We start from the raw sequence: 24,587 nt of genomic DNA on the forward strand, positions 1-24,587 counted from the left end.
TGAGCCGCAGATATCTCAATCCTCTGCGGCCAGCCTTGATCTAAGGCAATTTGCCGGGCTGCGGCAATCTGTCAACCCGCAAGGGTCAGCGCTGCAGCCGGGCGCGGTAATCATGCGCGCGCCAGTTGGCCCGGGCAAGCCATTGTTCCGCGCCCTGCCGTTCGGCCAGCGCCTCGGAAATCTCCACCTCGTCAAAGCCCGAGCGGCGCGCCATCGCATATTGGTCGGCAATCACATGGCCCGCCGCGCGCAGCCGCCCGGCATAGCCCGCCGCCCGCAGCCTGCGCGCCAGCGTGAAGCCGCGCCCGTCCGAGAAGGACGGGAAGGCGATGCGCACAAGCGCCGCGCCCGAGGCGCGCTGGATCAGCTCCTCGGACGGGGTATCGGGGGCGATCTCGACCGCCTCGCCGGTGAAGTCATCGGCGTGGAAGCCGTCGTCGCGCACGATCACGCTCATGCAACTTTCTCCTTGTTGTCAGGCTCTTGCGCGCCATTCTTCACGCGCACCGCCTTGCCGCCGATGAAATGGATGCCGCATTCCGTCTTTTGCGAGCCGCGCCAGCGGCCGGCCCGCGGGTCCTCGCCCGGGGCGACCTTCGAGGTGCAGGGCGCGCAGCCGATCGAGGGATAGCCCTGCGCCACCAGCGGATGCCGCGGCAGCCGGTTCTGCACGATGTATTCCTCGAGATCCTCGCGGCCCCAATGGGCGAGCGGGTTGATCTTCATCCGCGCGGGCGTCTCGACCTCGAAGAAATCTATCGTCGCACGGGTCGCGGCCTGAAAGCGCTTGCGGCCGGTAATCCAGGCATCGAACCCCGACAGTGCCTGTTCAAGAGGCACCGTCTTGCGCAGCGCGCAGCAGGCGTCGGTGTTGAACTGGTGCAGCGTGTCGTCCGGGTCCTCGAGATCGAGCATCGCCTGCGCGGCGGTGATCGTGCGCACGTCGGTCAGGCCAAGCTGGCGCGAGACCTCGCGCTGGTAGTCGAGCGTCTCCTGAAACAGCATCAGCGTGTCGACGAAGATCACCGGCGTGCCCGGCGCGATCAGCGAGACCATGTGCAGAAGCACCACCGATTCCGCCCCGAACGAGCTGACCAGGGCCACCTCGCCGGTGTCGGGGTCCTTCAGCGCCTTCTCCATGACCGCGACCGCCGCGTGGTGGCGGTAGCGGTCATTGAGCCCGGCGACCCGTGTCGCGATGTCAGGCAGCATCCCGTGCCTCGCCATAAAGCGCCGTCTTGAACGGCGCGGGGCCGAGGCGGCGGAACGCCTCGATGAAGCTTTCGGCGCGGTCGGCCCGCAGCGCCAGATAGGCGCGCAGGATCCGCTCGATCGCCGGCACCACCTCGTCATAGGCAAAGCCCGGGCCTGCCCGCTCGCCGATCGTGGTCGCGGGGCCGGCATCGCCGCCAAGGGTGATCTGGTAATTCTCCACCCCGGCGCGGTCGAGGCCGAGAATGCCGATGTGACCGACGTGGTGATGGCCGCAGGCGTTGATGCAGCCCGAGATCTTGATCTTCAGCGCACCGATTTCCTCTTCGAGGCCGATCTTGCGGAAATGCGTCGCCAGCTCCTGCGCGACCGGGATCGAGCGGGCGGTGGCCAGCGCGCAGTAATCCATGCCGGGGCAGGCGATGATGTCCGAGAGCAGCCCGACATTCGCCGTGGCGAGCCCGGCGCGCAGCAGCTGCGCATGGATTGCCGGCAGGTCGGCCTTGCGCAGATGCGGCAGCACGACGTTCTGCTCGTGGCTGATGCGCAGCTCGCCATAGCCGTATTGCTCGGCGATATCGGCCAGCACCCGCATCTGGCTGGCCGAGGCGTCGCCGGGGGTCTCGCCATGCGCCTTCAGCGAGACGGTGACGATCGCATGATCGGCGCGGCGGTGCGCGCTCAGGTTCTGGCCCGCCCAGGCCCGGAACAGCGGATCGACCTCGAGCGCGCGCTCGTAGAACTCGACCGGCGCCGCCTCGAAGTCGGGCAGGGCGAATTGCGCCTCGATCTCGCGCAGCATCGCCTGATCGACGCCTTCAAAGCTCGGCCGGACCCGGGCGAATTCCTCTTCGGTGGCGGCGCGGAAGGTGTCGATGCCATTCTCGAAGACGGTGATCTTGATCCGCGCCTTGTACTTGTTGTCGCGCCGACCCATCAGGTTGTAGGTCGAGACGATCGCCTCGAGATAGGGCAGCAGGTCGGCCTTCGGCAGGAAGGCGCGCAGCTCCTGGCCGACCATCGGCGTGCGGCCGAGGCCACCGCCGACGAAGACGCGAAAGCCGGTCTCGCCGTCCTGCTCGACGATCTGCAGCCCGACGTCATGGGCGCGGATCACCGCGCGGTCATCGGGCGAGCCGGTGATCGCGATCTTGAACTTGCGCGGCAGGAACTGGAACTCGGCATGGTCGGTCGACCATTGCCGGATCAGCTCGGCCACCGGGCGCGGATCGGCGATCTCGTCTGCGGCGGCGCCGGCAAAGGCATCGGTCGTGACGTTGCGGATGGTGTTGCCCGAGGTCTGGATCGCGTGCATCTGCACATCGGCCAATGCGTCGATGATCTCGGGCACGTCGGTCAGCTTCGGCCAGTTGAACTGGATGTTCTGGCGCGTGGTGAAATGGCCATAGCCCTTGTCCCAGGTCTCGGCGATATGGGCGAGCTGGCGCATCTGGTCGGCGCGCAGCGTGCCATAGGGAATGGCGACGCGCAGCATGTAGGCATGGAGCTGCAGATAAAGCCCGTTCATCAGCCGCAGCGGACGGAACTCGTCCTCGGTCAGCGCGCCCGAGAGGCGGCGCTCGACCTGGCCGCGGAACTGCGCGGCGCGTTCGCGCACGAAGGCTTCGTCGAAGTCGGAATACTTATACATGGGCCGCCTCCTGCTTGCCGTGCGGATAGTTCGAGGGGCCGCGGGTGCGGAACACCTCGCGGAAATGGACGGGTTCGGGACCGTTCGCCCCGGCGCGGGCCTCGGCGAGATAGGGGCCGACGACGACACCGGGCTGACCGAGTGCGGCGAGCAGTCGCAGCTCGCCATGCGCCTCGTCCTCGATCAGCTCGGCCTCGGCATGGCAGCGCGTCCAGCTGCCCGTCGCGGTCATGTAGACCACGTCGCCCATGCGCAGATCATTGGCGGTGACGACTTTCGGGGTGAACTTGCGGCTCATGGCGGCCTCCGGCGACGTGTTTTCCTGTCTGGAATATAGGAAATTTTCCCGGTATCCTGCCAGTCACCGGCGCAGATAAGGACATGTGTTCCGCATCCTGCGCCGCGGGGCATCAATTTCCCGGCCGAAGGAGAAAAGCGGAATGGCAGTCCGGATCGACGAGATGGATCGGAAAATCCTCTCCCAGCTGCAGGAGGACGCGAGCCAGTCGCTCGACGAGATCGCGCGCAAGGTCGGCTCCTCGAAGACGCCGGTGTGGAACCGGATTCGGCGGATGAAGGAGCAGGGCGTGATCGGCCGGCAGACGGTGATCCTCGACCCGGAGGCGCTCGGGCTCGAGGCCTGCTTCTTCGTGCTGATCCGCACCTCGGAACACGAGGCCGAGTGGCAGCAGAAATTCCTGCGCACCCTGCGCGAGCGGCCCGAGGTGCTCGAGGCGCACCGGCTGGCGGGCGATATCGACTATATCCTGAAGGTGCGGGTGCAGAACGCGCGCGCCTATGACGCCTTCTATCAGGCGCTGATCTCCGAGGTGAAGATCTACAACGTCACCGCGCTGCTGAGCATGGAAGAGATCAAGTCGACGACGCTGCTGCCGCTCTGAGCGCGAAAGGGGGCGCTGCCCCCTCGGGCTTCGCCCCCACCCCCGGGATATTTCAGGCAATTGGAAGCACAGAGCCGCGCTCCTCTTCCAATCGCGCCAAATATCCCGGGGGTGAATTGGCGCAGCCAAGAGGGGGCAGCGCCCCCTGCCTTTTTTCAGGCCTCGTCGAGCGCGGCGAGGATCGCGCCGAAATCGGCGGCCTTCAGGCTCGCGCCGCCGACGAGCGCGCCGTCGACATTCGAGGTGGCGAAGATTTCCTTCGCGTTCGAGGGCTTGACCGAGCCGCCGTAGAGCAGGCGGATCTTGCCGGCCTCGGCGGCGCCGAAGCGGCCGGCGAGTTCCGAGCGCATGAAGTCATGCACTTCGGCGATCTGCTCGAGCGTCGGCGTGCGGCCGGTGCCGATCGCCCAGACCGGCTCATAGGCGATCACCGTGTTCGCGCCGGTGGCGCCGTCGGGGGTGGAATCGTAAAGCTGCCGGCCGATCACCTCGAGCGTCGCTTCGGCGTCGCGCTCGGCCTCGGTCTCGCCGACGCAGATCACCGCGACCAGATCCGCCTCGCGCGCGGCCGCGGCCTTTGCCCGTACCATCGCATTCGTCTCGGCATGATCGGCGCGGCGCTCGGAGTGGCCGAGGATGACATGGCTCGCGCCCGCGTCCTTCAGCATCGCGGCGGCGATGTCGCCGGTATGCGCGCCCGAGGCTTTCATGTGGCAATCCTGCCCGCCGACCGCGAGGCGGCCCGCGGCAAGCGCCGCCATCGGCCCGATGAGCGTCGCAGGCGGGCACAGCAGCACTTCGGAGCGCGGCGCGGGATGGGCCGCGAGCAGCGCCTCGACCTCGGCGAGGCTCGCCGTGACGCCGTTCATCTTCCAGTTGCCTGCCGCGAGTTTTCTGCGCATCCGCCCCTCCATGTTTGCCCCAGATTAGGGCAGGGGCCGGGGCTGGGGAAGGCGCAAAGCACCGCGCCCGCCGATGATAACGCCAACAGTCGGCGCGTCAGCCGGCGTCCGCTTCGCGGAACTTGATCGACTCGCCGCAGCCGCAGGTTTCGACCACATTCGGGTTGCGGAACTTGAAGCCCGATTCCAGCAGGCCGGTTTCATAGTCGATCTCGGTGCCGATCATGAACATCTGCGCCATCGGCGCGATCAGCACGCGGGCCGGGCCGTCCTCGACCACGATGTCCATCGGGCCGGCTTCCTGCGCGATCTCCATGGTGTATTCCATGCCGGCGCAGCCGCCCTTCTTCACCCCGATGCGAAAGCCCGCGGCCTGTTCGCGTGCCATCAGCCGGGCGATCTGCGCGGCGGCGGCGGGGGTGAGGGTGACGGGCGGTTTTCCGGGAATGGCGAACATCGGGGCGGCTCCTGTGATGGGCCCAAGATAGGGTGCGCGGGGCGGGTGGACAACCCGCCCCGCGGCGGTGGATCAGCCGAGGGCGGGATAGTCGGTGTAGCCCTCTGCGCCGCCGCCATAGAGCAGGGCCGGGCGCAGCGGGTTCAGCGGTGCGTCGGCGGCCAGCCGGGCGGGCAGGTCGGGGTTGGCGATGAAGGGCCGGCCGAAGGCCACGGCATAGGCCGCGCCCGAGGCGACGGCGGCCAGCGCGCTCGCGCGGGTATAGCCGTTGTTCGCGATATAGGGCGCGCGGATCGCTGCGCGCAGCGCGGCAAGCTCGGCCTCCGGATAGTCGCGCGGCCCGCCGGTCTGGCCCTCGACGATATGGACGAAGGCGAGCGGATGGGCATTCAGCACCTCGGCCACCGCGGCGAAGAGCGCCGGCGTGTTGCTGTCGATGCCGACATTGTTCGCATTCGACCAGGGCGAGAGGCGGATGCCGGTGCGGCCGGCGCCGAGCACGCCCACCACCGCCTCGAGCACGCCCGCAAGGAAGCGCACGCGGTTCGCGATCGGCCCGCCCCAGTCGTCGGTGCGGGTGTTCGAGGTGTCGCGCAGGAACTGGTCGATCAGATAGCCGTTCGCGGCGTGAATCTCGACGCCGTCAAAGCCCGCCTCATCGGCGCAGCGCGCAGCATGGGCGTAATCGGCGAAGATCGCGGGGATCTCGTCGGCCGCGAGCGCGCGCGGCGTCACCGTCTCGACAAAGCCGGTGCCGTCGAAGGTCTTGGAATGGGCCGAGATCGCCGAGGGGGCAACGGGCAGGACGCCGTTCAGCAGCGAGGGATGCGAGATCCGGCCGACATGCCACAGCTGCGCGACGATCTTGCCGCCCTCGGCATGCACCGCGTCGGTGACCTTGCGCCAGCCGGCGACCTGTTCGGGGGAATAGATGCCGGGCGTCCAGGCATAGCCCTGGCCCATCGGCGAGATCTGCGTGCCCTCGGAGACGATCAGCCCGGCGCTGGCGCGCTGGCGGTAATATTCGACGGTGAGCTCGGTCGGCACCAGATCGGGGGCGCGGTTGCGGGTGAGCGGCGCCATCACCAGGCGATTGGCGATCGTGATCTGGCCAAGCTGGCCCGGCGAAAACAGTGTGTCGGTCATCGGAAAGACTGTCCCTTGTGCGGCGCGACCTGCGCGCCAGAGTGAACGAATGAGTTCAATTTTGGCGCGCGCGGCGCGGCCGACAAGGGGGAAGAGCAGAATTTCTGTTGGCGCTCACATGAAGCCGAGTTCGAGCCGCGCCTCGTCCGACATCATGTCCATGCCCCATTGCGGCTGGAAGGTCATCTCGACATTCACCGCCTGCACGCCCGGCACCGACTCGACCGCGTTCTGCACCCATTCGGGCATCTCGCCCGCCACCGGGCAGCCCGGTGCGGTCAGCGTCATCACGATGCCGACCTCGTTCGCGTCGTTGATCTCGATCGTGTAGACGAGGCCCAGATCGTAGATATTCACTGGAATTTCAGGGTCGAAGACCGTTCGGCAGGCCTCCACCACCGCGTCGAACAGCGGATGGTCGGTGGTCGAGGGCTTGATCAGCGGCGTGCCCTCGAGGGGCGTCTGGTCTTCGATGGTCATGGCGAACCCGCATCTGCGAAAGTCGAGCGTTTATATAGGGAATGTGCGGCAAAGGTAAAGAGCGCGGGGCTTGACCCGGAGAGATGAAAACGTCACATCCGCGGCATGGTCCCGCTCGAGAAACTTGCCCAGATCACGCAGCGCTTCGACTTTGTCGGGGCGAAGCTGAACGTCGCCACCGCGCCCGCCGAGATCGCGGCGCTGTCGCGTGAATATTCCGAGCTGCGCCTGGTGGTCGAGGAAATCGCCGCCTATCGGCAGGCGCTTGAGGATGTGGGCGAGGCCGAGGGCTGGCTTGCCGACCCCGAGATGAAGGCGCTGGCCGAGGAGGAGCTGCCGCGGCTGCGCGCGCGCATCCCGGAAATGGAGCAGGCGCTGCGTCTGGCACTTCTGCCCAGGGACGCGGCCGATGCCCGCCCGGCGATCCTCGAGATCCGCCCGGGCACCGGCGGCGACGAGGCGGCGCTGTTCGCGGGTGACCTGCTGCGCATGTATCAGCGCTATGCCGAGACCAAGGGCTGGCGTTTCGAACTGATGGAACTCACCCCCTCCGAGCTTGGCGGGGTGAAGGAGGCGGTGGCGCGGATCGAGGGCGAGGGGGTCTTTGCCCGGATGAAATACGAAAGCGGTGTGCACCGGGTGCAGCGCGTGCCCGAAACCGAGGCGGGCGGGCGCATCCACACCTCGGCCGCGACCGTCGCGGTGCTGCCCGAGGCCGAGGAGGTCGACATCGACATCCCGGCGGGGGACATCCGCATCGACACGATGCGCAGCTCGGGCGCCGGCGGTCAGCATGTGAACACCACCGACTCGGCGGTGCGCATCACCCACCTGCCGACTGGCATCGTCGTCACCTCGTCGGAGAAGTCGCAGCACCAGAACCGCGCCAATGCGATGGCGGTGCTGCGCGCGCGGCTTTACGAGATGGAGCGCGAGCGGCTCGCGTCCGAGCGCTCCGCCGACCGGCGCGCGCAGGTGGGCTCGGGCGACCGGTCGGAGCGGATCCGCACCTACAACTTCCCGCAGGGGCGGATGACCGATCACCGCATCAACCTGACGCTCTATTCCCTGACGCAGATCCTGAACGGCGATCTCGACACGGTGATCGACGCGCTGATTGCCGACGATCAGGCGGCGCGGCTGGCGGAGATCGAGGGATGAGGGCGCAGGAAGCCCTCGTCCTCGGCACCCGGGCGCTCATTGTCGCCGGGATCGAGGGCGCGGCGGGCGACGCGCGCCGGCTGATGGCGCATGCGCTCGGCGTCACGCCCGAGCGGCTGACGATGGCGCTTGGCGACGAGATCGGGGCCACGCAGCAGGCCGCCTTCGACGCGGCGCTTGCCGCGCGCGTGGCGCATCAGCCGGTGGCGCAGATCACCGGCCGGCGCCGGTTCTGGACGCATGAGTTCCGCGTCACCCGCGACACGCTCGACCCGCGCCCCGAGACCGAGCTGCTGGTGGCTGCCGCGCTCGAGGAGCCCTTCGCACGGGTGATCGACCTTGGCACCGGGACCGGCTGCATCCTGCTCAGCCTGCTCGCGGGCATGCCCTTCGCCACCGGCACCGGCACCGACATTTCCGCGGCGGCGCTTGCGGTCGCGGCCGAGAATGCGGCGGCGCTCGGGCTGAGCTCCCGGGTGCGGCTGATCGCCTCGGACTGGTTCGCGCAGGTGGGGGGCGTCTTCGATCTGATCGTCTCGAACCCGCCCTATATCGCCGAGGCGGAGATGGCGGGCCTTGCCGCCGAGGTGCGCGACTGGGAGCCGCGCGCTGCGCTGACGCCGGGCGGCGACGGGCTCGACGCCTATCGTGCGCTGGCCCGCGGCGCCGGGGCGCGGCTGCTGCCGGGCGGGCGGGTGCTGTTCGAGATCGGCCCGACGCAGGGCGCCGCGGTCTCCGAGCTGCTCGCCGCGCAGGGCTTCGAGCGGATCGAGATCTGCCGCGATCTCGACGGCCGCGACCGCGTGGTGATCGGCCGCAAACCGGCGGAAGCGGGCGGCTGCGGCTGCGCCTGAGGGCCGGTGCCGCGCTTTTCGGGCGCAAATCCGCGCCGTTTTGCAATTTCCGGCTTGCACGGGGGCGCACGAAATGCTTAGTCATTCGCGTGCGGGATGGAAATTCGATCCCCTGCACGGCTCAGCTCTCCACTGCGGGTCAGACGGTTCACGGGCATCGCCCGCGCGCGCCGGCCGCACCCCCTGGCGGGCCCGATCCTTCAATCCGATCGCGGCCCGGACTTCAGCGCCCCCGAGGGGCTCAACAGACGAAGGCCCATGAGATCTTCCAAATCCCGTTCGCGCAATAAGTCGAACCGTCAGCGCTCGATCGGCAACATCATCAATCGGGTGTTCGACAGCTCCGGCCCCGAGGGCAAGGTGCGCGGCACGCCGCAGCAGATCATCGAAAAGTATCTCGCGCTGGCGCGGGATGCGCAGCTTGGCAACGACCGTGTTGCCGAGCAGAACTTCCTGCAGCACGCCGAGCATTACACCCGCATGCTCGGCGAGGCGCAGCGCGAAATGGCGCGCGAGCAGGAGGAGCGGCAACGCTCCTTCCCGCAGCAGGGCGGCAATGGTGGCCAGAACAATGGTCAGCCCGGAGGCCAGAGCGGCAACCGCGAGCGGGCGGAACGCCCCGAGCGCGAGCCGCGGCCCGAGGAAGGCGCGGCGATGCCCGAGGCCTTTGCGACCGAGGATGACGGCCCGGGCCTCGTGGTGACGCCCGAGATGCAGGCCGAAACCGCTCCGGCGCCGGCCGCACCGGTCCTGCCGGTCGCGGGAACCGCCGAGGCGGGCGCCGAGCCCGCGCCGAAGAAGTCGTCGCGCAGCCGCTCGTCCGCGTCCTCGCGCAGCCGGTCGCCGTCGGCGCGCGGCAAGAAAAGCGACAAGGCCGAGGGACAGGGCGATGCCGCCCCGGCCGAGGCCCCGGCAGCGCCCACGGGCGACTAGGCCCGGGCGCGTCTTCCCGATTTCCAGAACTTCCGAAAGGCCCTGCAATCCGTTGCGGGGCCTTCGCCTTTCGCGCTCAGCCGCGGGCGACGAGACGGGCGAGGGTGCAGAACGCCTCGAGCGAGACCCGCTCGGCGCGCTCGGTGGGCGCAATGCCGGCCTCCTCGAGCAGCGCCTCGATGTTCGGATGCACGCCCTTCAGCGCGGCGCGCAGCATCTTGCGGCGCTGGTTGAAGGCGGCGGCGACGACGCGCTGCAGCACCTTCGGATCGGCAGGGAAACGCGGCTCGGGCAGGGCGCGCAGATGCACCACCGCCGAATGCACCTTCGGCGCCGGGGTGAAGGCCTCGGGCGGCAGCACCATCACGATCCTCGCCTCGCAGCGCCATTGCGCCAAAAGCGCGAGCCGGCCGTAATGGTCGGTGCCGGGTTTCGCCACGATCCGCTCGGCCACCTCCTTTTGGAACATCAGCGTCAGGCTTTCCCAGAACGGCGGCCAGTCGGGCGGCGTCAGCCAGCGGATCAGCAGCTCGGTGCCGACGTTGTAGGGCAGGTTCGCGGCAATGCGGATCGGCGGCGTCAGATGCGCGCGCACGTCGATCTCCAGCGCATCGCCGTTGATCACCTCGAGCCGGCCGGGGTAATGCGCCGCGATCTCGGCCAGCGCCGGCAGGCAGCGGCTGTCCTTCTCGACGGCGAGCACCCGGCGCGCGCCCTCGGCCAGCAGCCCGCGGGTCAGCCCGCCCGGTCCGGGGCCGACCTCGAGCACGTCGCAGCCGCTCAGCTCGCCCGCGGCGCGGGCGATCTTCGCGGTCAGGTTCAGATCGAGCAGGAAGTTCTGGCCAAGGCTCTTCTTCGCCACCAGCTCGTGGTCGCGGATCACCTCGCGCAGGGGGGGGAGCCCGTCGATCGCTGCCATGATCCGTTCCTTCATCTTGCCGGAAATACCTCGGGGGTCCGGGGGCTGGCCCCCGGCCGCGTCGGGCCCGGGCATACTGTCGCCGGGCTGCCGCGGCAAGCGCGCTCAGCGCGCCCGCGCGGCCCCCATCTTCGCCGCCAGTTTCAGCGCCGAGATCAGGCTCGCCGGATTGGCCCGGCCCTGGCCCGCGATGTCATAGGCGGTGCCGTGATCGGGCGAGGTGCGCACGAAGGGCAGGCCGAGCGTCACGTTCACCCCGCCGTCGAAATCGAGCGTCTTGATCGGGATCAGCGCCTGGTCGTGATAGGCGCAGATCGCCGCGTCGTATTTCGCCCGCGCCCCGGCGTGGAACATCGTGTCGGCGGGCAGCGGGCCTGCGACGGCAAAGCCCTCGGCGCGCAGCCCGGCGAGGGTGTCGTTCATCCAGTCGAGTTCCTCGTGCCCCATCGCGCCGCCTTCGCCCGCATGCGGGTTCAGACCGGCGACGGCGAGCCGCGGGTTCTCGATCGCGAAATCGCGGCGCAGCCCCTCGGCGGTGATCTGCACCGTCTCGCGCAGCAGCTCGGGGGTGAAGGCCTTCGGCACCGCGCTCAGCGCGATGTGAATGGTGGTCGGCACCACGCGCAGCGGCGGCGTGGCGCTTTCTGCGGCAAGCATCATCACCACCCGCGCGCCGCCCGCGAGATGGGCGAGGTATTCGGTATGCCCCGGGAAGGCGAAATTCGCGCCGTCATGCAACGCCTTCTTGTGGATCGGCGCGGTGGTCAGCGCGAGCCCGTCGCCTGCGCGCACGATCTCGACGGCACGGGCGATCACCGCGATCACCGCGGCGGCATTCGCCGGATCGGGCTGGCCGGGCAGCGCCGCGGCCGGAAAGGCATGGGGCAGCACCGGCAGCGCCGCACCGGCATGCAGCATCGCCTCGGACGGGTGGCCGATCTCGCGGATCTTCGTGCCGCGCGGCAGATGCGACGGATCGCCGATCCAGACGAAGGGCAGCGCCGCGCCGAGGATTTCCCAGGCCTTCGCGGCGATCTCGGGGCCGATGCCCGAAGGGTCGCCGCAGCTGACGATCACCGGCCGGTGCGCGGCGTCTTCCCGCACCATGCTCATGGCCGCACGATCACCGCATTGGCGGTCAGGTCGGCGAGGTAGCTGTCGGAATAGATGCCCATCCGCTCGTTTTGCAGCCGCGCGCGCACCGCATCGCGGTTCGGCGCGGTCTCGCCCTTGGCGTCGTCCACCGCCGCCTCGCGCGAGCACAGCATCACCAGCTCCTGCCCCGCACCCCGGCTCAGCACCGTGGTCTCGCCGATGTCGAGCCCGGCGAGCGCCAGCGCGATGTCCTTCGGCAGCGCCCCCTGCGGGGCCGGGTCGTGACGGCTGACGAGGGACACGGGCAGCCCCTTCACCACCGTGTAGAGGTCGTCGCAGCGCTTGGCGGCGGCCGCCTTCTGCGCCAGTTGCGCCGCCTGTTCGGAGCCCGCCGGGCCGAGCGCGAGCGTCGCATAGCCAAGCGTCTGCGCGCGGGTGCCGGCCGGGCCGTGCTCGTCGATGCTGCGCATCATGAAGATCGCGACGGCGCCGTTCAGCTCGATCGGGGCCGAGGCCTGGCCCGGAGCGAGACCGAGCAGCACCGGGCGCAGCGCCGGCGGCAGATTGTCGAGCGGCATCCAGTCGAGGCGCCCGCCGTTATCGCGGGTCGAGGCCGCCGACATCTGCCGCGCCGCCTCGGCGAAGGCGGCTTCGCTGCGCAATTGCGAGATCTTCTCGGCCTCGGCATGGGCTTCGGCCTCCTGACCGGGCGGGGCCGGCAGGATGATTTCCGAGATCAGCACCCGGGTGCCGCCGCCACGTTCCGATTCCATCAGCATGGCGCGGTCGATGTCGCTGTCCGAGATCCGCACCCGCGGCCCGAAGCGCTGCTTCACCAGCTCGCGCCAGACCAGGCCGGCGGTGACGAAATCGCGGAAGGTCGGTTCGTCGACACCGGTTTTCGCCAGCTCGGCGACGAACTGTTCGGAGGTCAGGTTGGCGCGGCCGGCAAACTCGGTCATGCCCTTGGCGACGGCGTCCTTGTCGAGCACGATGCCGGCCTGCTTTGCGGCCCAGACCCGGAGCCGGTCCTCGATCAGCGATTTCTCGGCGGCCTTGCGCAGGTCGCCCGGCTGGCGCAGCAGCTGCATGAAGCGCATCCGCTGCTCGATCTCGTAGCCGGTGACGCCAAGCCCGTTCACGAGGATCACCGGCGCGAAGGGGCTGTTCGTGGTGGCCGCCTGCGCGGCCACGTCGGTCACCGTCAGCCCGAGCGCGAGCGCCATGCCCAGAAGCGGGGTCAGTCGCATCCTCATCCTCATCCGTCTTTCGTCCGTCATCCGTTCCGTTCCTGCCCCGTCGCTCCCCGCCGGGGCGTGTCTTCGCGCGCTCAGTAGCGGCACACGCGCGTCGCGCTGCCGCCGGTGGTCTTGCGGCTCGTCGAGGTCGCGCCGAAGCCTGCCAGCTGTACCGAGAGACCGAAGTCGGTTTCCGGCTTCACAGTAGAGGAGGACGTGAAGCGACGCGAGAGGGAAAGATCGACGCTCATGCACTCGTTGGCATATTCCAGCCCGACCGTGGCGCGGGCGGCCCGCTCGGCGGTGAAGTCGTAGCGCGTCGAGAGGGTGGAGCGCCAGCCCTCGGTCCAGGTCCAGCCGGTCTCGAGCAGAAGCTCGGAGGTGTCGGTGATCCGGCCCTCGGTCTCGCTTGCGTCCATCCACAGATAGCCTGCCGCGATCTGGTACTTGTCGCCCGCGAAGGCGAGCCGCAGCTCGTCGCGGGAAAAGCCGAAATCATTGTCGAACAGCGCCCGGTTCGACAGCGTCAGCCCCTCGGCGGTGGTCAGGTGCGCGGCGATGAGCCAGTCCGACCGCCGCCCCGACAGGCCCGAGCCGGTGGGGAACTGATCGGTGTCGGTCAGCCGCACCACGCGCCCCGCGGTCACGCCGAGCGACCAGCCCGAGGCATCGTGCCGGGTCCAGCTCAGCCCGAGGTTGGCGCGCAGCCCCTCTTCGCGCGCATCCCCGCCCGGGTAGCGCGAGAAGGAGAACAGGTTGCCCTCGTCGAATTCGGTCAGAAGGCTGTCCTCGTTGGCCACCTGTTTCAGGTTGTCGGGGCTCCACACCAGCTGTGCGATCGGCTCGATCACCTGCGAGGCGCGGCCCGAGGTGGCAACCCAGGGCCAGCGCAGCTCGACGCCCACCGTGGGCAGGGCGCGCAGCGTGTGATCGGCCCAGTTCTCGTCCTGCCGCACCATCACCGCGTCGCCCGCAAGCTCGGTCTGCATCGCGGCGAGTACGCCCCCCGAGAGCAGCCATTGCCGGCGCCAGCCGGCGACGAAGGAGGTGCGCAGCGTGTCGCGCCCGTCCGAGACGGTGTCGCTGTCCTCGATGCCGTCGACCGTCATGTCCGAGGCACGGCGATGCGCATGCACCGACCAGTCGATCGTCGCCTCGCCGCCGATCACCGCCGGGCGGATCACCCGGGTCCAACTGAAATCGCCCGAGAGCATCGGCTCGGTCGAGTTGCTTTCCCCCGAACGGATCGAATGGGTGTTGCCGGCGCGCAGCCAGATCATCTCGTTGCGGTGCACCTTCTCGAGGGTGACACCAGACCACAGCCGGTCGTCCTCGGTGATGCCGTAGTTCAGCAGATAGGACGGGTCGCTCACCACTTTCAGCTGCAGCCCGAGGGTGTAATCCGAGGGCAGCTTGAAGGTGCCGTCGGCAAAGAGATAGCCGCGGTTTTCGCCCTTGCGGATGCTGTCGCTGCTGAGCGCGCCCTCGGCGTTGATCGTGCCATTGTCGAAGGCCTGACGGTAGCGCAGCCCGAGCGTGCGGGTGTAGGAGCTCGACAGGTAGGGCGTGACGGTGAGGTCGGCGCTTGGTCCGAGGGCGATGAAATAGGGCAGCTTCAGCCCCGCACCGAGGCTCGAGGTGGTGCGGAAGCTCGGCCGCAGCAGACCCGACATCCGCGTCACCGTCGGGTCGGGCATGCGCAGCTTCGGCAGCCAGACGAGCGGCACGCCCATCACGCGGAACTGCGCGCCCTCGAAATGCAGTTGTCTCGTGTCGTTGTCATGGGTGATCTTGCGCGCCCGGATCTCCCACAGCGGGGTCGGGTCCGAGGCGCAGATCCGGCACGACGAGGCGACGACCTCGGTCAGGGTGGTGATGCGGCCATCCTTGCGGTCGATCCGGTTCGCGGCGAGCTGCAGCTCGCGCGCCATCACCATCCGCGCGCCGAGCATCACGCCGTTTTGCAGATCGCGCGACAGCTCGGCCTGATCGGCGACGATCACCGAGCCGGTCTGCCCGGGTTCGACCAGCCGGATCGGCCCCTCGATCGTCAGGGTCTCGGTGGTCTGGTCATAGATGACGCGGTGCGCGGTCAGCCGGTTCTGCTTCCAGTAGACCTCGACCGCGCCCTCGGCCAGCAGCCGGTTGTCGGCGGTGGTGACGATGCGGTCGGCAAGCAGGGTCGCCGCCTGATCGGCATCGGCCACGGTATAGCCGCCCGGCGCGCCGGCGGGGGCATCGGCGCTGCCCGCAGGGGGCTCGGCCCATGCCGCGGGCGGCAGGGTCAGCGCGGCACTCGCGAGCAGCGCGGCAATCAGCCCGTTCCTCATCAGCCGTCTTCCTCCTGCAAGATCAGCGCCAGCGCCAGCATCAGCGCGATTGCCGGCGGCGCCCAGGCGGCCAGCGCCACCGGGATCTGCCCGTTGTCTCCCAGAACCTGCGCGACATTGCGCAGGAAGAACACGCCAAGCCCGGCGGCAAGCGCAAGGAGCACCATCACCCCGGTGCGGCCGAGCCGGCTGTGGCGCATGGTGAACCCGGCCGCGATCAGCACCATCGCCGCCATCACCAGCGGCTGGGCAAGCTCCATCTCGAACCACACCAGATGGCGGCGCGCCGAGAAGCCGGCGTTCTCGAGGCCGCGGATGAAGCCCGGCAGCTGCCAGATCGGCACCGTCGAGGGGGTGCCGAAGCTGTCCCGGATGCGCTCGGCGGTCAGGTCCGAGGGCAGGCTGAGCCGGTCGGCGCGGGTCGCGTCGCGCTCGGGGTTGGTCGAGCTGCCGAGCGGCCAGTCCTTGACCTTGCTCAGCTCCCATGCGCCGCGGGTCAGCACCGCCTCCTCGGCGTCGATCCGGCGCACCGGGCCGCGCTCGGGGTCGACGATCAGGAAGGTCACGTCATAAAGCCGCGTCGCATCGAGATTGGCGCGTGCGGCGCGGATCACCGCCTGTTCGCCGGCACTGTCGCCGCCCATGCCCTGGCGCATCCACACGCCCTCCTGACCGATCGACACCGCCTGCACGCCGGTAGCGCGGTAGCGGCCTGCGAGTTCCTCGTAGCGCTTCGAGGTGGCCGAGACGATCGGGTTGCCGATGGCGACGGTCAGCACGCCCAGAAGCAGCGCCACCACCACCGGTGCGGCGAGCATGCGCAGCGCCGAGCGGCCCGAGGCGCGGATCACCACCAGCTCGGAGGAGCGCGCAAGGCCCAGAAACAGCGCCACCGCGGCGAGGATCATCACCAGCGGCAGGATGGTGTAGAGCGAGGCCGGCACCGACAGCCCGGCGAGCAGCGCGGCCTGCGCAAGGCCGACCTTGGCGGCGCTGAAGGAGCGGATCTTCTCGACCATCTCGATCAGGAAGAGGATGCCCCAGAAGGTCGCCGCGACCATCAGGAAGGCGCGCAGGAAGCGGCGCGCGATGTAGAGCGACAGCGTCATGCCTGGGCCTCCCGCCGCGGACAGAGCCTGCGCGGGCGCCCGGCCCACCACAGGACCGCCGCCGAGGCCGCCGCGCCGATGGCCGCGGGCAGATAGGCGAGGGCCCAGAGCTCGGGCCGGCCGCGCATCGTGCTGTCGACGGCATTGGTCAGGAACTGCAGCACGATCAGCCCGACGATGGCGAGCGCGATCTGCCGCCACATGCCAAAGCGCGAGAAGCCGCCGAGCATCAGCGCGGCAAAACCGAGCACCGCCGCCGCCGGCGCCAGCAGCGGCTGCGCCATCCGGTCGTTCAGGATCTGCCAGGCCTCTGCGGCGCTGCCGCCGGTGGCGGCGAGCAGCTCGGCCGAGGGCGCGATCAGTCGCCAGCTCGGCACCTCGTCCCAGCTCGTCACCCCCTTCACCGGCGCCCCGATCAGCGCGCCGATGTCATAGGTGAAATCCGAGAAGCGGGTGACGGCGAGGCTGTGGTCGCTCAGCCGCAGGGTCTGCGCCATGCCGTCGAACATGATCAGCTTCGGACCGCTGTCCGAGCGCACGATCAGGGCCTTTTCCGCGGTATAGGTGGTGCGCTGCGTCGTCGAGCGGGCATCGACCAGATAGGGGTCGAGCAGTTCTCCCAGCTCCGAGATCTGCCGGATGTAGATCGTCACCCCGTCGACCGGGTGCTGGAAGCTGCCCTCGGTCAGGAAGCGGGCGGTGACGTTCTCGTTGATCTGCGCCTGGCGCGCGGCAAGCTGGCTGCGCGAGACCGGCACCAGCACATGCACCAGCACCATCATCAGGGCCGCGACGATCAGCCCGAACACCGCGACCGGGCGGGAGAGCCGCCAGGGCGAGGCGCCGGTGGCCTGCATCACCACGAATTCGCTGTCGGCGCTGAGCCGGTTGACCGCGTAGATCGTCGCCGCGAAGGCCGCGACCGGCAGCACCAGGCGGATGACGTTCGGCAGGGTGAGGGCGGTGAACTCGAGCACCACCCAGGCGGTCTGGCCATCCGAGATCAGCTTGTCGAACAGCAGCACGGCCCGGTTCACCCAATAGACCGAGACCAGGATCAGCGCGAAGAATCCGAACAGCGCCATCAGCTGGGACAGCAGATATCGGTCCAGTCTCGTCACGCGCACCCCCGGCAGTTTCGCCCTGTCTATCCCGTCGGCGGGCCGCGCGAAAGCCCCGCCTCCCGCGGCTTTTCATTTTCCGCCGAGGCCGCTAGGCTGACCCCCGATCACCCTTTCGAGAGAACCGCCATGACCCATCCCGTCGCCATCCGTTTCAGCGAAGCCGACCTTGACGATCTTGCCGCGCGGCCGGGGCGGATCGCGCTTGTCGTGACGCCGGGGGCAGGGCGCTCGCCCGCGGCGCGGCGGATCGAGCGGCTGACCCGCGGCGCGCTTGGCCGGGCGCTCGCCTCGGAGGCCTGGGACAAGCTGGCGGCGGGCGAGTCGATGGAGCTGGCCTGGCCCTCGGGGCTTGCCTGCGAGGCGCTGCAGCTGGTGAAGCTGGCCCGCCGTGCGCCGGTTGCCACCGCGCGCAAGGCCGGCGCGGCGATCGGGCGCGCGCTGTCCGGCGCCGATCTGCTGGTGCTGGCCGAGAACCACCCGCGCGCGGCCGAGCTGGCCTTCGGTCTGGCGCTGCGCGCCTATCGTTTTGACTATCGCAGCGAGGAACGCGCCCCCTTTGGTGCGGTCGAGATGATGGTGGCGAAGCCCGAGGCGGTGGCGGCCGAGGCGGCACCGCATGCGGCGCTCGCCGAGGGCATCTTCTTCACCCGCGATCTGGTGAACGAGCCCGCCAATATCCTGACCACCGACGATTTCGCCGCCCGCCTTGCGGCGATGCAGGAGCTGGGCCTCGATGTGCAGATCCTCGAGGAGGAGGAGCTTGCCGCCCTTGGCATGCGTGCGCTGCTCGCCGTGGGGCAGGGCTCGGAAAGCCCCTCGAAGGTGGTGGTGATGCGCTGGACCGGGCTGCAGCCGACCGAGGACGAGAACGGCGAGGCGATCGAGGTGCCGCCGCTCGCCCTGGTCGGCAAGGGCGTGTGCTTTGACAGCGGTGGCATCTCGCTCAAGCCCGGTGCGGGCATGGAGGAGATGACGATGGACATGGGCGGCGCCGCGGTCGTCGCCGGCGTGATGCGCACGCTCGCCCTGCGCAACGCGCCGGTGAATGTCGTGGGGCTTGTGGGCCTTGTCGAGAACATGCCCGACGGCCGCGCCCAGCGTCCGGGCGATATCGTGAAATCGATGAAGGGCGACACGATCGAGGTGATCAACACCGACGCCGAGGGGCGGATGGTGCTGGCCGATGTGCTGTGGCACGCACAGCAGGCATTCCGGCCTTCGGCGGTGATCGACCTTGCGACGCTGACCGGCGCGATCATCGTCGCGCTCGGCCACGAGAATGCCGGCGTGTTCTCGAATGACGACCGGCTGGCGGATGACCTGCTGAAGGCCGCGGCGGCCGAGGGCGAGGGCGCCTGGCGGATGCCGCTGGCGCCGGCCTATGACGCGCTCATCACCTCGCGGCTTGCCGACATCAAGAACACCGGCGGCCGCCACGGCGGCGCGATCACCGCCGCGGCCTTCCTGAAGAAGTTCATCGCCGAGGGCACGCCCTGGTGCCACATCGACATCGCGGGCGTCGCGCTGCCGCCGAAGGAGACGACACTGGCGCCGAAGGGCCCGACCGGCTGGGGGGTGATGGCGCTCGACCGGCTGATCCGCGACCGGTTCGAGGCGTAAGGTGCCCGCGCTCTTCTACCACGTCACGCAATCGCCGGTGGAAGAGGTGGTGGCAAGCCTGCTGCCGCGTGCGCTCGCGCAGGGCTGGAAGGTCGAGCTGCGCGGCACCGATGCCGAGCGGATGGACTGGCTCGACCAGCGGCTCTGGCTCGGCGGCGACGAAAGCTTCCTGCCGCACGGGCTGGCGGGCGGGCCGCATGACGCGCTGCAGCCGGTTCTGCTGACCGTGCGCCCCGCCGCCGCGGGGCGCGACGCGATCATGACGGTCGACGGTGCCGAGGTCACCCCGGCCGAGGTCGGCTCGGTGCAGCGGGTCTGGATACTGTTCGACGGCCGCGACGATCGGGCCGTGGCGCGCGCCCGCGACCAGTGGAAGGCGCTGACCGGCGGCGGCGTTTCGGCGCAATACTGGAGCGAGGAATCGGGCCGCTGGGAGAAGAAGGCCGAGCGCTAGCTAGCCCATGCCGCTGTCGCCCGCGCGCCCGGTGGCGCGGCGGCGGTCGTCCCAGGCGCTTGCCACCGCCGCCAGCGTCCAGCTCAGCACGTAAAGGCAGCCCGTGCCGATCACGATCCGCCCGTCGACCGGGCCGATCGCCGCGCGCTCGTAAAGCTCGCGCGCCGAGGTCAGCGGCCCCGGGTGCACCATCAGCTTGCCGGCATAGGCCGCGCTCTGGATCAGCAGGATCCAGATGTAATTGCGCCGGATCCGCCGCCCGACCGCCACCCGCATCGGCACGTGATAGCGCGGAAAGCGGTAATCCTCGGCCAGCACGGTCTGCCAGCCGGTTTCCAGATGCTGCGCGCCATCGGTCAGCAGCGGCGCGAAGAAATGCCGCTCCATCCAGCGGCAGCGCGCCCGCCAGACGTTGAAATAGCGATAGCGCCGCGCCTCGAGCATCAGGAAGAAGATGATCAGGATGCCGACGAGGATCAGCGGCAGCGGCGAGGCGGCGGGCGAGGCGAAGGAGATCGACAGCGCAATCCCGAGCGTCACCACCGACCAGTTCGTCGTGGTGTCGAGCCGCGTGCGCCAGATCGTCGAGCGATAGACCTCGCCGCGGTAGAGATGCGCCACCGCGCCGAGCTCGCCGGCATCGAACCTGCTGCGCCGATCCTCCTCGTCTCGCGCCATCATCCTCACTCCCCGGGGCCAGACTGGCACGCTGCCCCGGCGTCAGGCAAGGGCTTTGCGGCGCGCCGCCCACCTTTCCAAGGCGGCGCTTTCGCGCTACACCCCGCCGGCAAAGGAGCGCCCGGATGACCGAGAAATTCAGCTTCACCCTCCACGCCACCGACGGCAAGGCCCGCACCGGGGTGATTTCCACCCCCCGCGGCGAGATCCGCACCCCGGCCTTCATGCCGGTCGGCACCGCGGGCACGGTGAAGGCGATGATGCCCGAAAGCGTCGCCGCGACCGGCGCCGACATCCTTCTGGGCAACACCTATCACCTGATGCTGCGCCCGACCGCCGAACGCATCGACCGGCTCGGCGGGCTGCACCGGTTCATGAACTGGCCGAAGCCGATCCTGACCGACTCGGGCGGCTTTCAGGTGATGAGCCTCTCGGGCCTGCGCAAGCTGACCGAGGAGGGGGTGACCTTCGCCAGCCACGTCGACGGCTCGAAGCATTTCCTCAGCCCGGAACGCTCGATGGAGATCCAGCGGCTGCTGGGCTCGGACATCGTGATGGCCTTCGACGAATGCCCGGCGCTGCCCGCCGACGAGACCCGCGTGGCCGAGAGCATGCGGCTGAGCATGCGCTGGGCCAAGCGGTCGCGCGACGCCTTCGGCGACCGGCCGGGGCATGCGCTTTTCGGCATCATGCAGGGCGGCGTGACACCTGAACTTCGCGCTGAAAGTGCCGAGAAACTCACGGAAATCGGTTTTGACGGCTATGCCGTCGGCGGCCTTGCCGTGGGCGAGGGGCAAGAGGCGATGTTCGGGGTTCTCGACTATGCGCCGGGCTTCCTGCCCGAGGACCGGCCGCGCTATCTGATGGGCGTTGGCAAGCCCGACGACATCGTCGGCGCGGTCGAGCGCGGCATCGACATGATGGATTGCGTGCTGCCCTCGCGCTCGGGCCGCACCGGGCAGGCCTGGACCCGGCGCGGTCAGGTCAACATCAAGAACGCCCGGCACATGGACGATCCGCGCCCGCTCGACGAGCACTGCACCTGCCCGGCCTGCCGCAACTATTCGCGCGCCTATCTGCACCACGTCTTCCGGGCGGGCGAGATGATCTCGGGCATGCTGCTGACCTGGCACAACCTGCAGTATTATCAGGAGCTGATGCAGGGTCTGCGCGACGCGATCGCGGCGGGGCGGCTGTCGGCCTTCGTGGCCGAGTTCCACGCGCTGCGTGCGGAGGGCGATATCGAGCCGCTCTGAGTTAGTGCGCGGCCACCAGCAGCACCGCGGCGTAATGCACCGCCGCGGCCGCGAGCACATGGCCGTGCCAGATCGCGCGCGAGAACGGGATGCGGTCGAGCTGATAGAAGATCGTGCCGAGGGTGTAGATCACGCCGCCGGCCCCGAGCAGCAGCAGCGCCGCAAGCGGCAGCGCCTGCAGCAGCGGCCAGATCGCGACGATGCCGAGCCAGCCCATGGCGAGATAGAGCACGAAGCCCGCGCGCTCGAAGCGGTGGAAGAAGCCGAGCTTCATCACCATGCCGAGAAGCGCCAGCGCCCAGATTGCCGCGGTCAGCCACAGCCCGGCCCGCCCGCCAAGGCCGATCAGCGCCATCGGCGTGTAGGTGCCGGCGATCAGCAGATAGATCGCGGCATGATCGAAGCGGCGCAGAACGGCGCGGGTCTTCGCGTGCAGCGTCATGTTGTAACCCGCCGAGAAGCCGAACGAGGCGAGCAACCCCACCGCATAGACGACAAGCGGCCAGATCCGCCCGGGCTCGGCGGTCAGCGCCGCCCAGACGATCAGCGCGCTCACCCCGGCGACGGCGGCGATCACGCCAAGGACATGCATCACGCCATCGGCGAAATGTTCGGCAAAGGAATGGGCAAGGGTGTGGTGGGTCATGGCGGTCTCCGGGGGATGGGCGCATCCTAGCAGGACGCAGCCTGCCACACCAATCACGACGCTGCGTGACAGCCGGTCCACCGGCAAGGTCCCGCGCATCGCGGCCCCTGCTTTCTTCTTGGCCGAAATACCTCGGGGGTGAGCGCCAAAGGCGCGAGGGGGCAGCGCCCCCTGACCCCGCCAGGGCTCAGCCCGCCACCACCAGATCGGCGGCACGGTTTTCCTGCCGCAGGAGCCGCCCGTTCGGCAGGTCGTTTTCCTCGACGCGGCGGCGCGCCTCGGCCTCGGGCAGGGCCTGCCAGCGCAGAAGCAGCCGGCGCCGCAGCTCGGCCTCGGGCACCGAGAGCCGGATCGTCAGATCGAAAAGCGGGTAAAGCGCGCGCCAGTCCGGCCGGGTCAGCAGCAGGTAATTGCCCTCGACGAGCACGAAACGCGCGGCTGCCGGCACGGTCTCGGCCGCCGGAACCACCGCATCCGCCTCGCGGTCGAAGCCCGGCACGGCGACCGCGTCGCCCGTCTTCAGCGCCGCAAGCGCCGCCGCAAGGGCCGCAACGTCGAAGGTCTCGGGCGCGCCCTTGCGGGGCAAGAGCCCGCGCGCGGCAAGCACCTCGTTCGGCAGGTGAAAGCCGTCCATCGCCACCACGGCGGCCGACCCCGGCGCGCGCGCGTTCAGCTCGGCCGCAAGCTCGGCGGCCAGCCGCGACTTGCCGGCTCCGGGGGCACCGGCGATCGCAATCAGGGAGCGCGCGCCGTCAAGCTGACGGAGATGGCCGGCCAGATCGGCGCGGTCGGCGCGCAGCTCACTTGCCATGAACGCCCCGACATCGCCCATCGGCCCGTCGGAATTGCCCAGCCAGAATTCGCCCGCCTCGCTCTCGCGCATGGCTCAGCCCATCGCCGCGACAAGCCGGGCCAGCGCCGCGACCGGATCGTCGCTGCCCCAGATCTCCTCGCCGATGCCGAAGAAATCGGTCACCGGGGCAAGGTCGCGCACCAGATCCTCGGTCAGCGCCCCCTCGGCCACCACCGGCACCTCGATCATCTCGCTCCACCAGGCGAAAAGGTCGCGCTCGGCCCGCGCGCCGTGGCCCAGCCCGGTCTCGCCGACCGGACCGAAGGCGACGTAATCGGCGCCGGCCTCGCCCGCGCCCATGCCGTCGTGTCTCGACGCGCCGCAGAAGGCGCCGACGATCGCGTCGGTGCCGAGCGCCTTGCGCGCCGCGCGCACCGAGCGCGCGCCGTCGCTCAGGTGCACGCCGTCGAGGCCGTGACGTTCGACGAGCTGGACGTGATCCTCGATCACCAGCGCCACGTCATGCTCGTGGGCCACAAGCCGCACCGCGTCGGCGGCGCGCATCACCGCATCCTCGTCGCGGCTGGCGAGTGCGAGGCGGATGCAGGCCACCTCCTGCGCGGCAAGCACCCGCGACAGCGTCTGCGGGAAGATGTCGAGATCGAAGCTCGGCGGGGTGAGCAGGTAGATCTGCGGGCGGTCCTCGGCCATGACGCCTCCTGGAAAACGTGTTTCGCGCCTTCTAGCGCAGCGCAGGGGCCGAGGCCAGAGGGCTTGCGGCGCGGCGCCTGCGGGGCTAGGACGGCGCGCGAAAAGGCCCCCGAAAGGACCCCCGATGACCGATCCCGACGACAGCCTGATCCGCAACCCCGTTTTCGTGCTGGTGCGCCCGCAGATGGGCGAGAACATCGGCGCGGCGGCGCGCGCGATGCTGAACTTCTCCTTCGCCTCGCTCAGGATGGTCGCGCCGCGCGACGGCTGGCCGAACCCGAAGGCGGTGGCCACCGCCTCGGGCGCGGCGACGAAGGTGCTCGACCATGCCGGCGTTTTCGACGACACCGGGGCGGCGATCGCGGATTGCGATTTCGTCTTCGCCACCACCGCGCGCGGGCGCGAGCTGACGAAGCCGATCTACACCCCCGAGGCGGCGATGGCCGAGGCGCGGGCGCGGATGGCGGCGGGGCAGAAGGTGGCGGTGCTCTTCGGGCCCGAACGCACCGGGCTTGAAAACGACGACATCGCGCGGGCGAATGCGATCATCACCGTGCCGGTCAACCCGGTGTTCTTCTCGCTCAACCTCGCGCAGGCGGTGCTGCTGATGGCCTATGAGCTGTCGCGGCAGGAAAGCGCGGCCGCCCCCGTCGCGCCCGGCCTTGCCGGCACCGAGGTGGCAAGCGTCCTCGATGTCGAGAAGCTGGGCGATCATTACGAAGAGGTGCTCGAGGAGGCGGGGTTCTTCTTCCCCCCCGACAAGGGCCCGATGATGAAGCGCAACCTGCGCAACATGTGGTCGCGCTTCGGGCTGACGCGGGCCGATGTGCAGACCCTGCACGGCATGCTGCGGCAGATCATCCGCCGCCGCGGCTGAGGCTTGCGGGGCCGGCCGCGCGCGGCCATCCTGTCCCGA

At 69.5% G+C, this 24,587-nt stretch carries 26 protein-coding genes; 8 read left to right on the forward strand and 18 right to left on the reverse strand.

The window, feature by feature from the left end; genetic code table 11:
• Positions 1-85 precede the first annotated feature (85 nt).
• Genes EOW66_RS04855 through EOW66_RS04870 form a run of 4 tightly spaced genes read right to left on the reverse strand, consistent with a single transcriptional unit; the run spans position 86 to position 3,161 of the window.
• Complete coding sequence (locus tag EOW66_RS04855; RefSeq protein WP_128155266.1) at positions 86-457, reverse strand: DUF934 domain-containing protein; 372 nt, start codon at positions 455-457, stop codon at positions 86-88.
• Positions 454-1,212 (reverse strand): phosphoadenylyl-sulfate reductase, encoded by a 759-nt coding sequence (locus EOW66_RS04860; RefSeq protein ID WP_128155268.1) that lies wholly within the window; start codon positions 1,210-1,212, stop codon positions 454-456. Before EOW66_RS04860 ends, EOW66_RS04855 begins: the two co-directional genes overlap by 4 nt.
• The gene (locus EOW66_RS04865; protein ID WP_128155270.1) at positions 1,202-2,863 is read right to left on the reverse strand and encodes a nitrite/sulfite reductase; all 1,662 of its coding nucleotides are present in this window, start codon (positions 2,861-2,863) and stop codon (positions 1,202-1,204) included. The genes EOW66_RS04860 and EOW66_RS04865 overlap by 11 nt, the downstream gene beginning before the upstream one ends.
• The gene (locus EOW66_RS04870) at positions 2,856-3,161 is read right to left on the reverse strand and encodes a DUF2849 domain-containing protein (RefSeq protein WP_128155272.1); all 306 of its coding nucleotides are present in this window, start codon (positions 3,159-3,161) and stop codon (positions 2,856-2,858) included. Before EOW66_RS04870 ends, EOW66_RS04865 begins: the two co-directional genes overlap by 8 nt.
• A gap of 142 nt (positions 3,162-3,303) precedes the next feature.
• Here EOW66_RS04870 and EOW66_RS04875 point away from each other — a divergent pair, with 142 nt between their 5' ends.
• On the forward strand, positions 3,304-3,765 hold the full coding sequence (locus EOW66_RS04875) for an Lrp/AsnC family transcriptional regulator (protein ID WP_113899353.1): 462 nt from the start codon (positions 3,304-3,306) through the stop codon (positions 3,763-3,765).
• A 155-nt stretch (positions 3,766-3,920) separates the two neighbouring features.
• Here EOW66_RS04875 and tpiA read toward each other — a convergent pair whose 3' ends face one another.
• From tpiA to EOW66_RS04895, 4 genes are all read right to left on the reverse strand, one after another.
• On the reverse strand, positions 3,921-4,667 hold the full coding sequence (gene tpiA, locus EOW66_RS04880; protein ID WP_128155274.1) for a triose-phosphate isomerase: 747 nt from the start codon (positions 4,665-4,667) through the stop codon (positions 3,921-3,923).
• Between the two features lie 97 nt (positions 4,668-4,764).
• The gene (locus EOW66_RS04885) at positions 4,765-5,124 is read right to left on the reverse strand and encodes a HesB/IscA family protein (protein WP_128155276.1); all 360 of its coding nucleotides are present in this window, start codon (positions 5,122-5,124) and stop codon (positions 4,765-4,767) included.
• A 72-nt stretch (positions 5,125-5,196) separates the two neighbouring features.
• Complete coding sequence (locus EOW66_RS04890) at positions 5,197-6,270, reverse strand: alkene reductase (RefSeq protein WP_128155278.1); 1,074 nt, start codon at positions 6,268-6,270, stop codon at positions 5,197-5,199.
• 114 nt (positions 6,271-6,384) lie between these two features.
• On the reverse strand, positions 6,385-6,750 hold the full coding sequence (locus tag EOW66_RS04895) for an SUF system Fe-S cluster assembly protein (RefSeq protein WP_113899349.1): 366 nt from the start codon (positions 6,748-6,750) through the stop codon (positions 6,385-6,387).
• Between the two features lie 105 nt (positions 6,751-6,855).
• Between EOW66_RS04895 and prfA the strand changes: the two genes are divergently transcribed.
• The 3 genes from prfA to EOW66_RS04910 all read left to right on the forward strand — a co-directional run bounded on the left by prfA (position 6,856) and on the right by EOW66_RS04910 (position 9,698).
• The gene (prfA, locus tag EOW66_RS04900) at positions 6,856-7,911 is read left to right on the forward strand and encodes a peptide chain release factor 1 (protein WP_128155280.1); all 1,056 of its coding nucleotides are present in this window, start codon (positions 6,856-6,858) and stop codon (positions 7,909-7,911) included.
• Positions 7,908-8,765, forward strand: a complete 858-nt coding sequence (prmC, locus tag EOW66_RS04905) for a peptide chain release factor N(5)-glutamine methyltransferase (protein WP_128155282.1) — start codon at positions 7,908-7,910, stop codon at positions 8,763-8,765. The genes prfA and prmC overlap by 4 nt, the downstream gene beginning before the upstream one ends.
• Before the next feature lie 258 nt (positions 8,766-9,023).
• Positions 9,024-9,698, forward strand: a complete 675-nt coding sequence (locus EOW66_RS04910; RefSeq protein ID WP_128155284.1) for a DUF4167 domain-containing protein — start codon at positions 9,024-9,026, stop codon at positions 9,696-9,698.
• Between the two features lie 76 nt (positions 9,699-9,774).
• Here EOW66_RS04910 and rsmA read toward each other — a convergent pair whose 3' ends face one another.
• The 6 genes from rsmA to lptF all read right to left on the reverse strand — a co-directional run bounded on the left by rsmA (position 9,775) and on the right by lptF (position 17,510).
• Positions 9,775-10,617, reverse strand: a complete 843-nt coding sequence (rsmA, locus tag EOW66_RS04915) for a 16S rRNA (adenine(1518)-N(6)/adenine(1519)-N(6))-dimethyltransferase RsmA (protein ID WP_128155286.1) — start codon at positions 10,615-10,617, stop codon at positions 9,775-9,777.
• A gap of 105 nt (positions 10,618-10,722) precedes the next feature.
• The gene (pdxA, locus tag EOW66_RS04920; protein ID WP_113899344.1) at positions 10,723-11,730 is read right to left on the reverse strand and encodes a 4-hydroxythreonine-4-phosphate dehydrogenase PdxA; all 1,008 of its coding nucleotides are present in this window, start codon (positions 11,728-11,730) and stop codon (positions 10,723-10,725) included.
• Entirely contained in the window at positions 11,727-12,962 is a 1,236-nt protein-coding gene (locus EOW66_RS04925; RefSeq protein WP_164881028.1) for a peptidylprolyl isomerase, read from the reverse strand. The genes pdxA and EOW66_RS04925 overlap by 4 nt, the downstream gene beginning before the upstream one ends.
• Before the next feature lie 80 nt (positions 12,963-13,042).
• Positions 13,043-15,280 (reverse strand): LPS-assembly protein LptD, encoded by a 2,238-nt coding sequence (locus tag EOW66_RS04930; RefSeq protein WP_128155290.1) that lies wholly within the window; start codon positions 15,278-15,280, stop codon positions 13,043-13,045.
• Positions 15,280-16,389: an LPS export ABC transporter permease LptG gene (lptG, locus tag EOW66_RS04935; protein ID WP_113899341.1), complete on the reverse strand. Its 1,110-nt coding sequence runs from the start codon at positions 16,387-16,389 to the stop codon at positions 15,280-15,282. The genes EOW66_RS04930 and lptG overlap by 1 nt, the downstream gene beginning before the upstream one ends.
• A complete protein-coding gene (lptF, locus tag EOW66_RS04940) occupies positions 16,386-17,510 on the reverse strand; it encodes an LPS export ABC transporter permease LptF (RefSeq protein WP_128155292.1) in 1,125 nt (374 codons plus the stop codon). The genes lptG and lptF overlap by 4 nt, the downstream gene beginning before the upstream one ends.
• A 129-nt stretch (positions 17,511-17,639) precedes the next feature.
• Here lptF and EOW66_RS04945 point away from each other — a divergent pair, with 129 nt between their 5' ends.
• Positions 17,640-19,133 (forward strand): leucyl aminopeptidase, encoded by a 1,494-nt coding sequence (locus EOW66_RS04945; protein ID WP_128155294.1) that lies wholly within the window; start codon positions 17,640-17,642, stop codon positions 19,131-19,133.
• 1 nt (position 19,134) lies between these two features.
• Positions 19,135-19,587 (forward strand): DNA polymerase III subunit chi, encoded by a 453-nt coding sequence (locus tag EOW66_RS04950; RefSeq protein WP_128155296.1) that lies wholly within the window; start codon positions 19,135-19,137, stop codon positions 19,585-19,587.
• Here the strand turns inward: EOW66_RS04950 and EOW66_RS04955 are convergent, their stop codons facing one another.
• Positions 19,588-20,265, reverse strand: coding sequence for a DUF2270 domain-containing protein (locus EOW66_RS04955; protein ID WP_380711086.1), 678 nt, complete (start codon positions 20,263-20,265; stop codon positions 19,588-19,590).
• Between the two features lie 125 nt (positions 20,266-20,390).
• Between EOW66_RS04955 and tgt the strand changes: the two genes are divergently transcribed.
• Entirely contained in the window at positions 20,391-21,521 is a 1,131-nt protein-coding gene (tgt, locus tag EOW66_RS04960; RefSeq protein WP_128155300.1) for a tRNA guanosine(34) transglycosylase Tgt, read from the forward strand.
• A 1-nt stretch (position 21,522) separates the two neighbouring features.
• On the opposite strand, the gene trhA is transcribed toward tgt, so the two are convergent.
• The 3 genes from trhA to EOW66_RS04975 all read right to left on the reverse strand — a co-directional run bounded on the left by trhA (position 21,523) and on the right by EOW66_RS04975 (position 23,671).
• On the reverse strand, positions 21,523-22,167 hold the full coding sequence (gene trhA, locus EOW66_RS04965) for a PAQR family membrane homeostasis protein TrhA (protein WP_128155302.1): 645 nt from the start codon (positions 22,165-22,167) through the stop codon (positions 21,523-21,525).
• 187 nt (positions 22,168-22,354) lie between these two features.
• Positions 22,355-23,050 carry a sugar transporter gene (locus tag EOW66_RS04970; protein WP_239017497.1) on the reverse strand — a complete coding sequence of 232 codons (696 nt, stop codon included), beginning with the start codon at positions 23,048-23,050 and terminating at the stop codon, positions 22,355-22,357.
• A 3-nt stretch (positions 23,051-23,053) separates the two neighbouring features.
• Positions 23,054-23,671 carry a thiamine phosphate synthase gene (locus EOW66_RS04975; RefSeq protein WP_128155304.1) on the reverse strand — a complete coding sequence of 206 codons (618 nt, stop codon included), beginning with the start codon at positions 23,669-23,671 and terminating at the stop codon, positions 23,054-23,056.
• Positions 23,672-23,795: 124 nt separating this feature from the next.
• On the opposite strand from EOW66_RS04975, the gene EOW66_RS04980 reads away from it, so the two are divergent.
• Positions 23,796-24,548, forward strand: coding sequence for an RNA methyltransferase (locus EOW66_RS04980; RefSeq protein WP_128155305.1), 753 nt, complete (start codon positions 23,796-23,798; stop codon positions 24,546-24,548).
• Positions 24,549-24,587 lie beyond the last annotated feature (39 nt).

This window comes from Paenirhodobacter huangdaonensis (assembly GCF_004022465.1).
Classification (GTDB): domain Bacteria; phylum Pseudomonadota; class Alphaproteobacteria; order Rhodobacterales; family Rhodobacteraceae; genus Rhodobacter; species Rhodobacter huangdaonensis.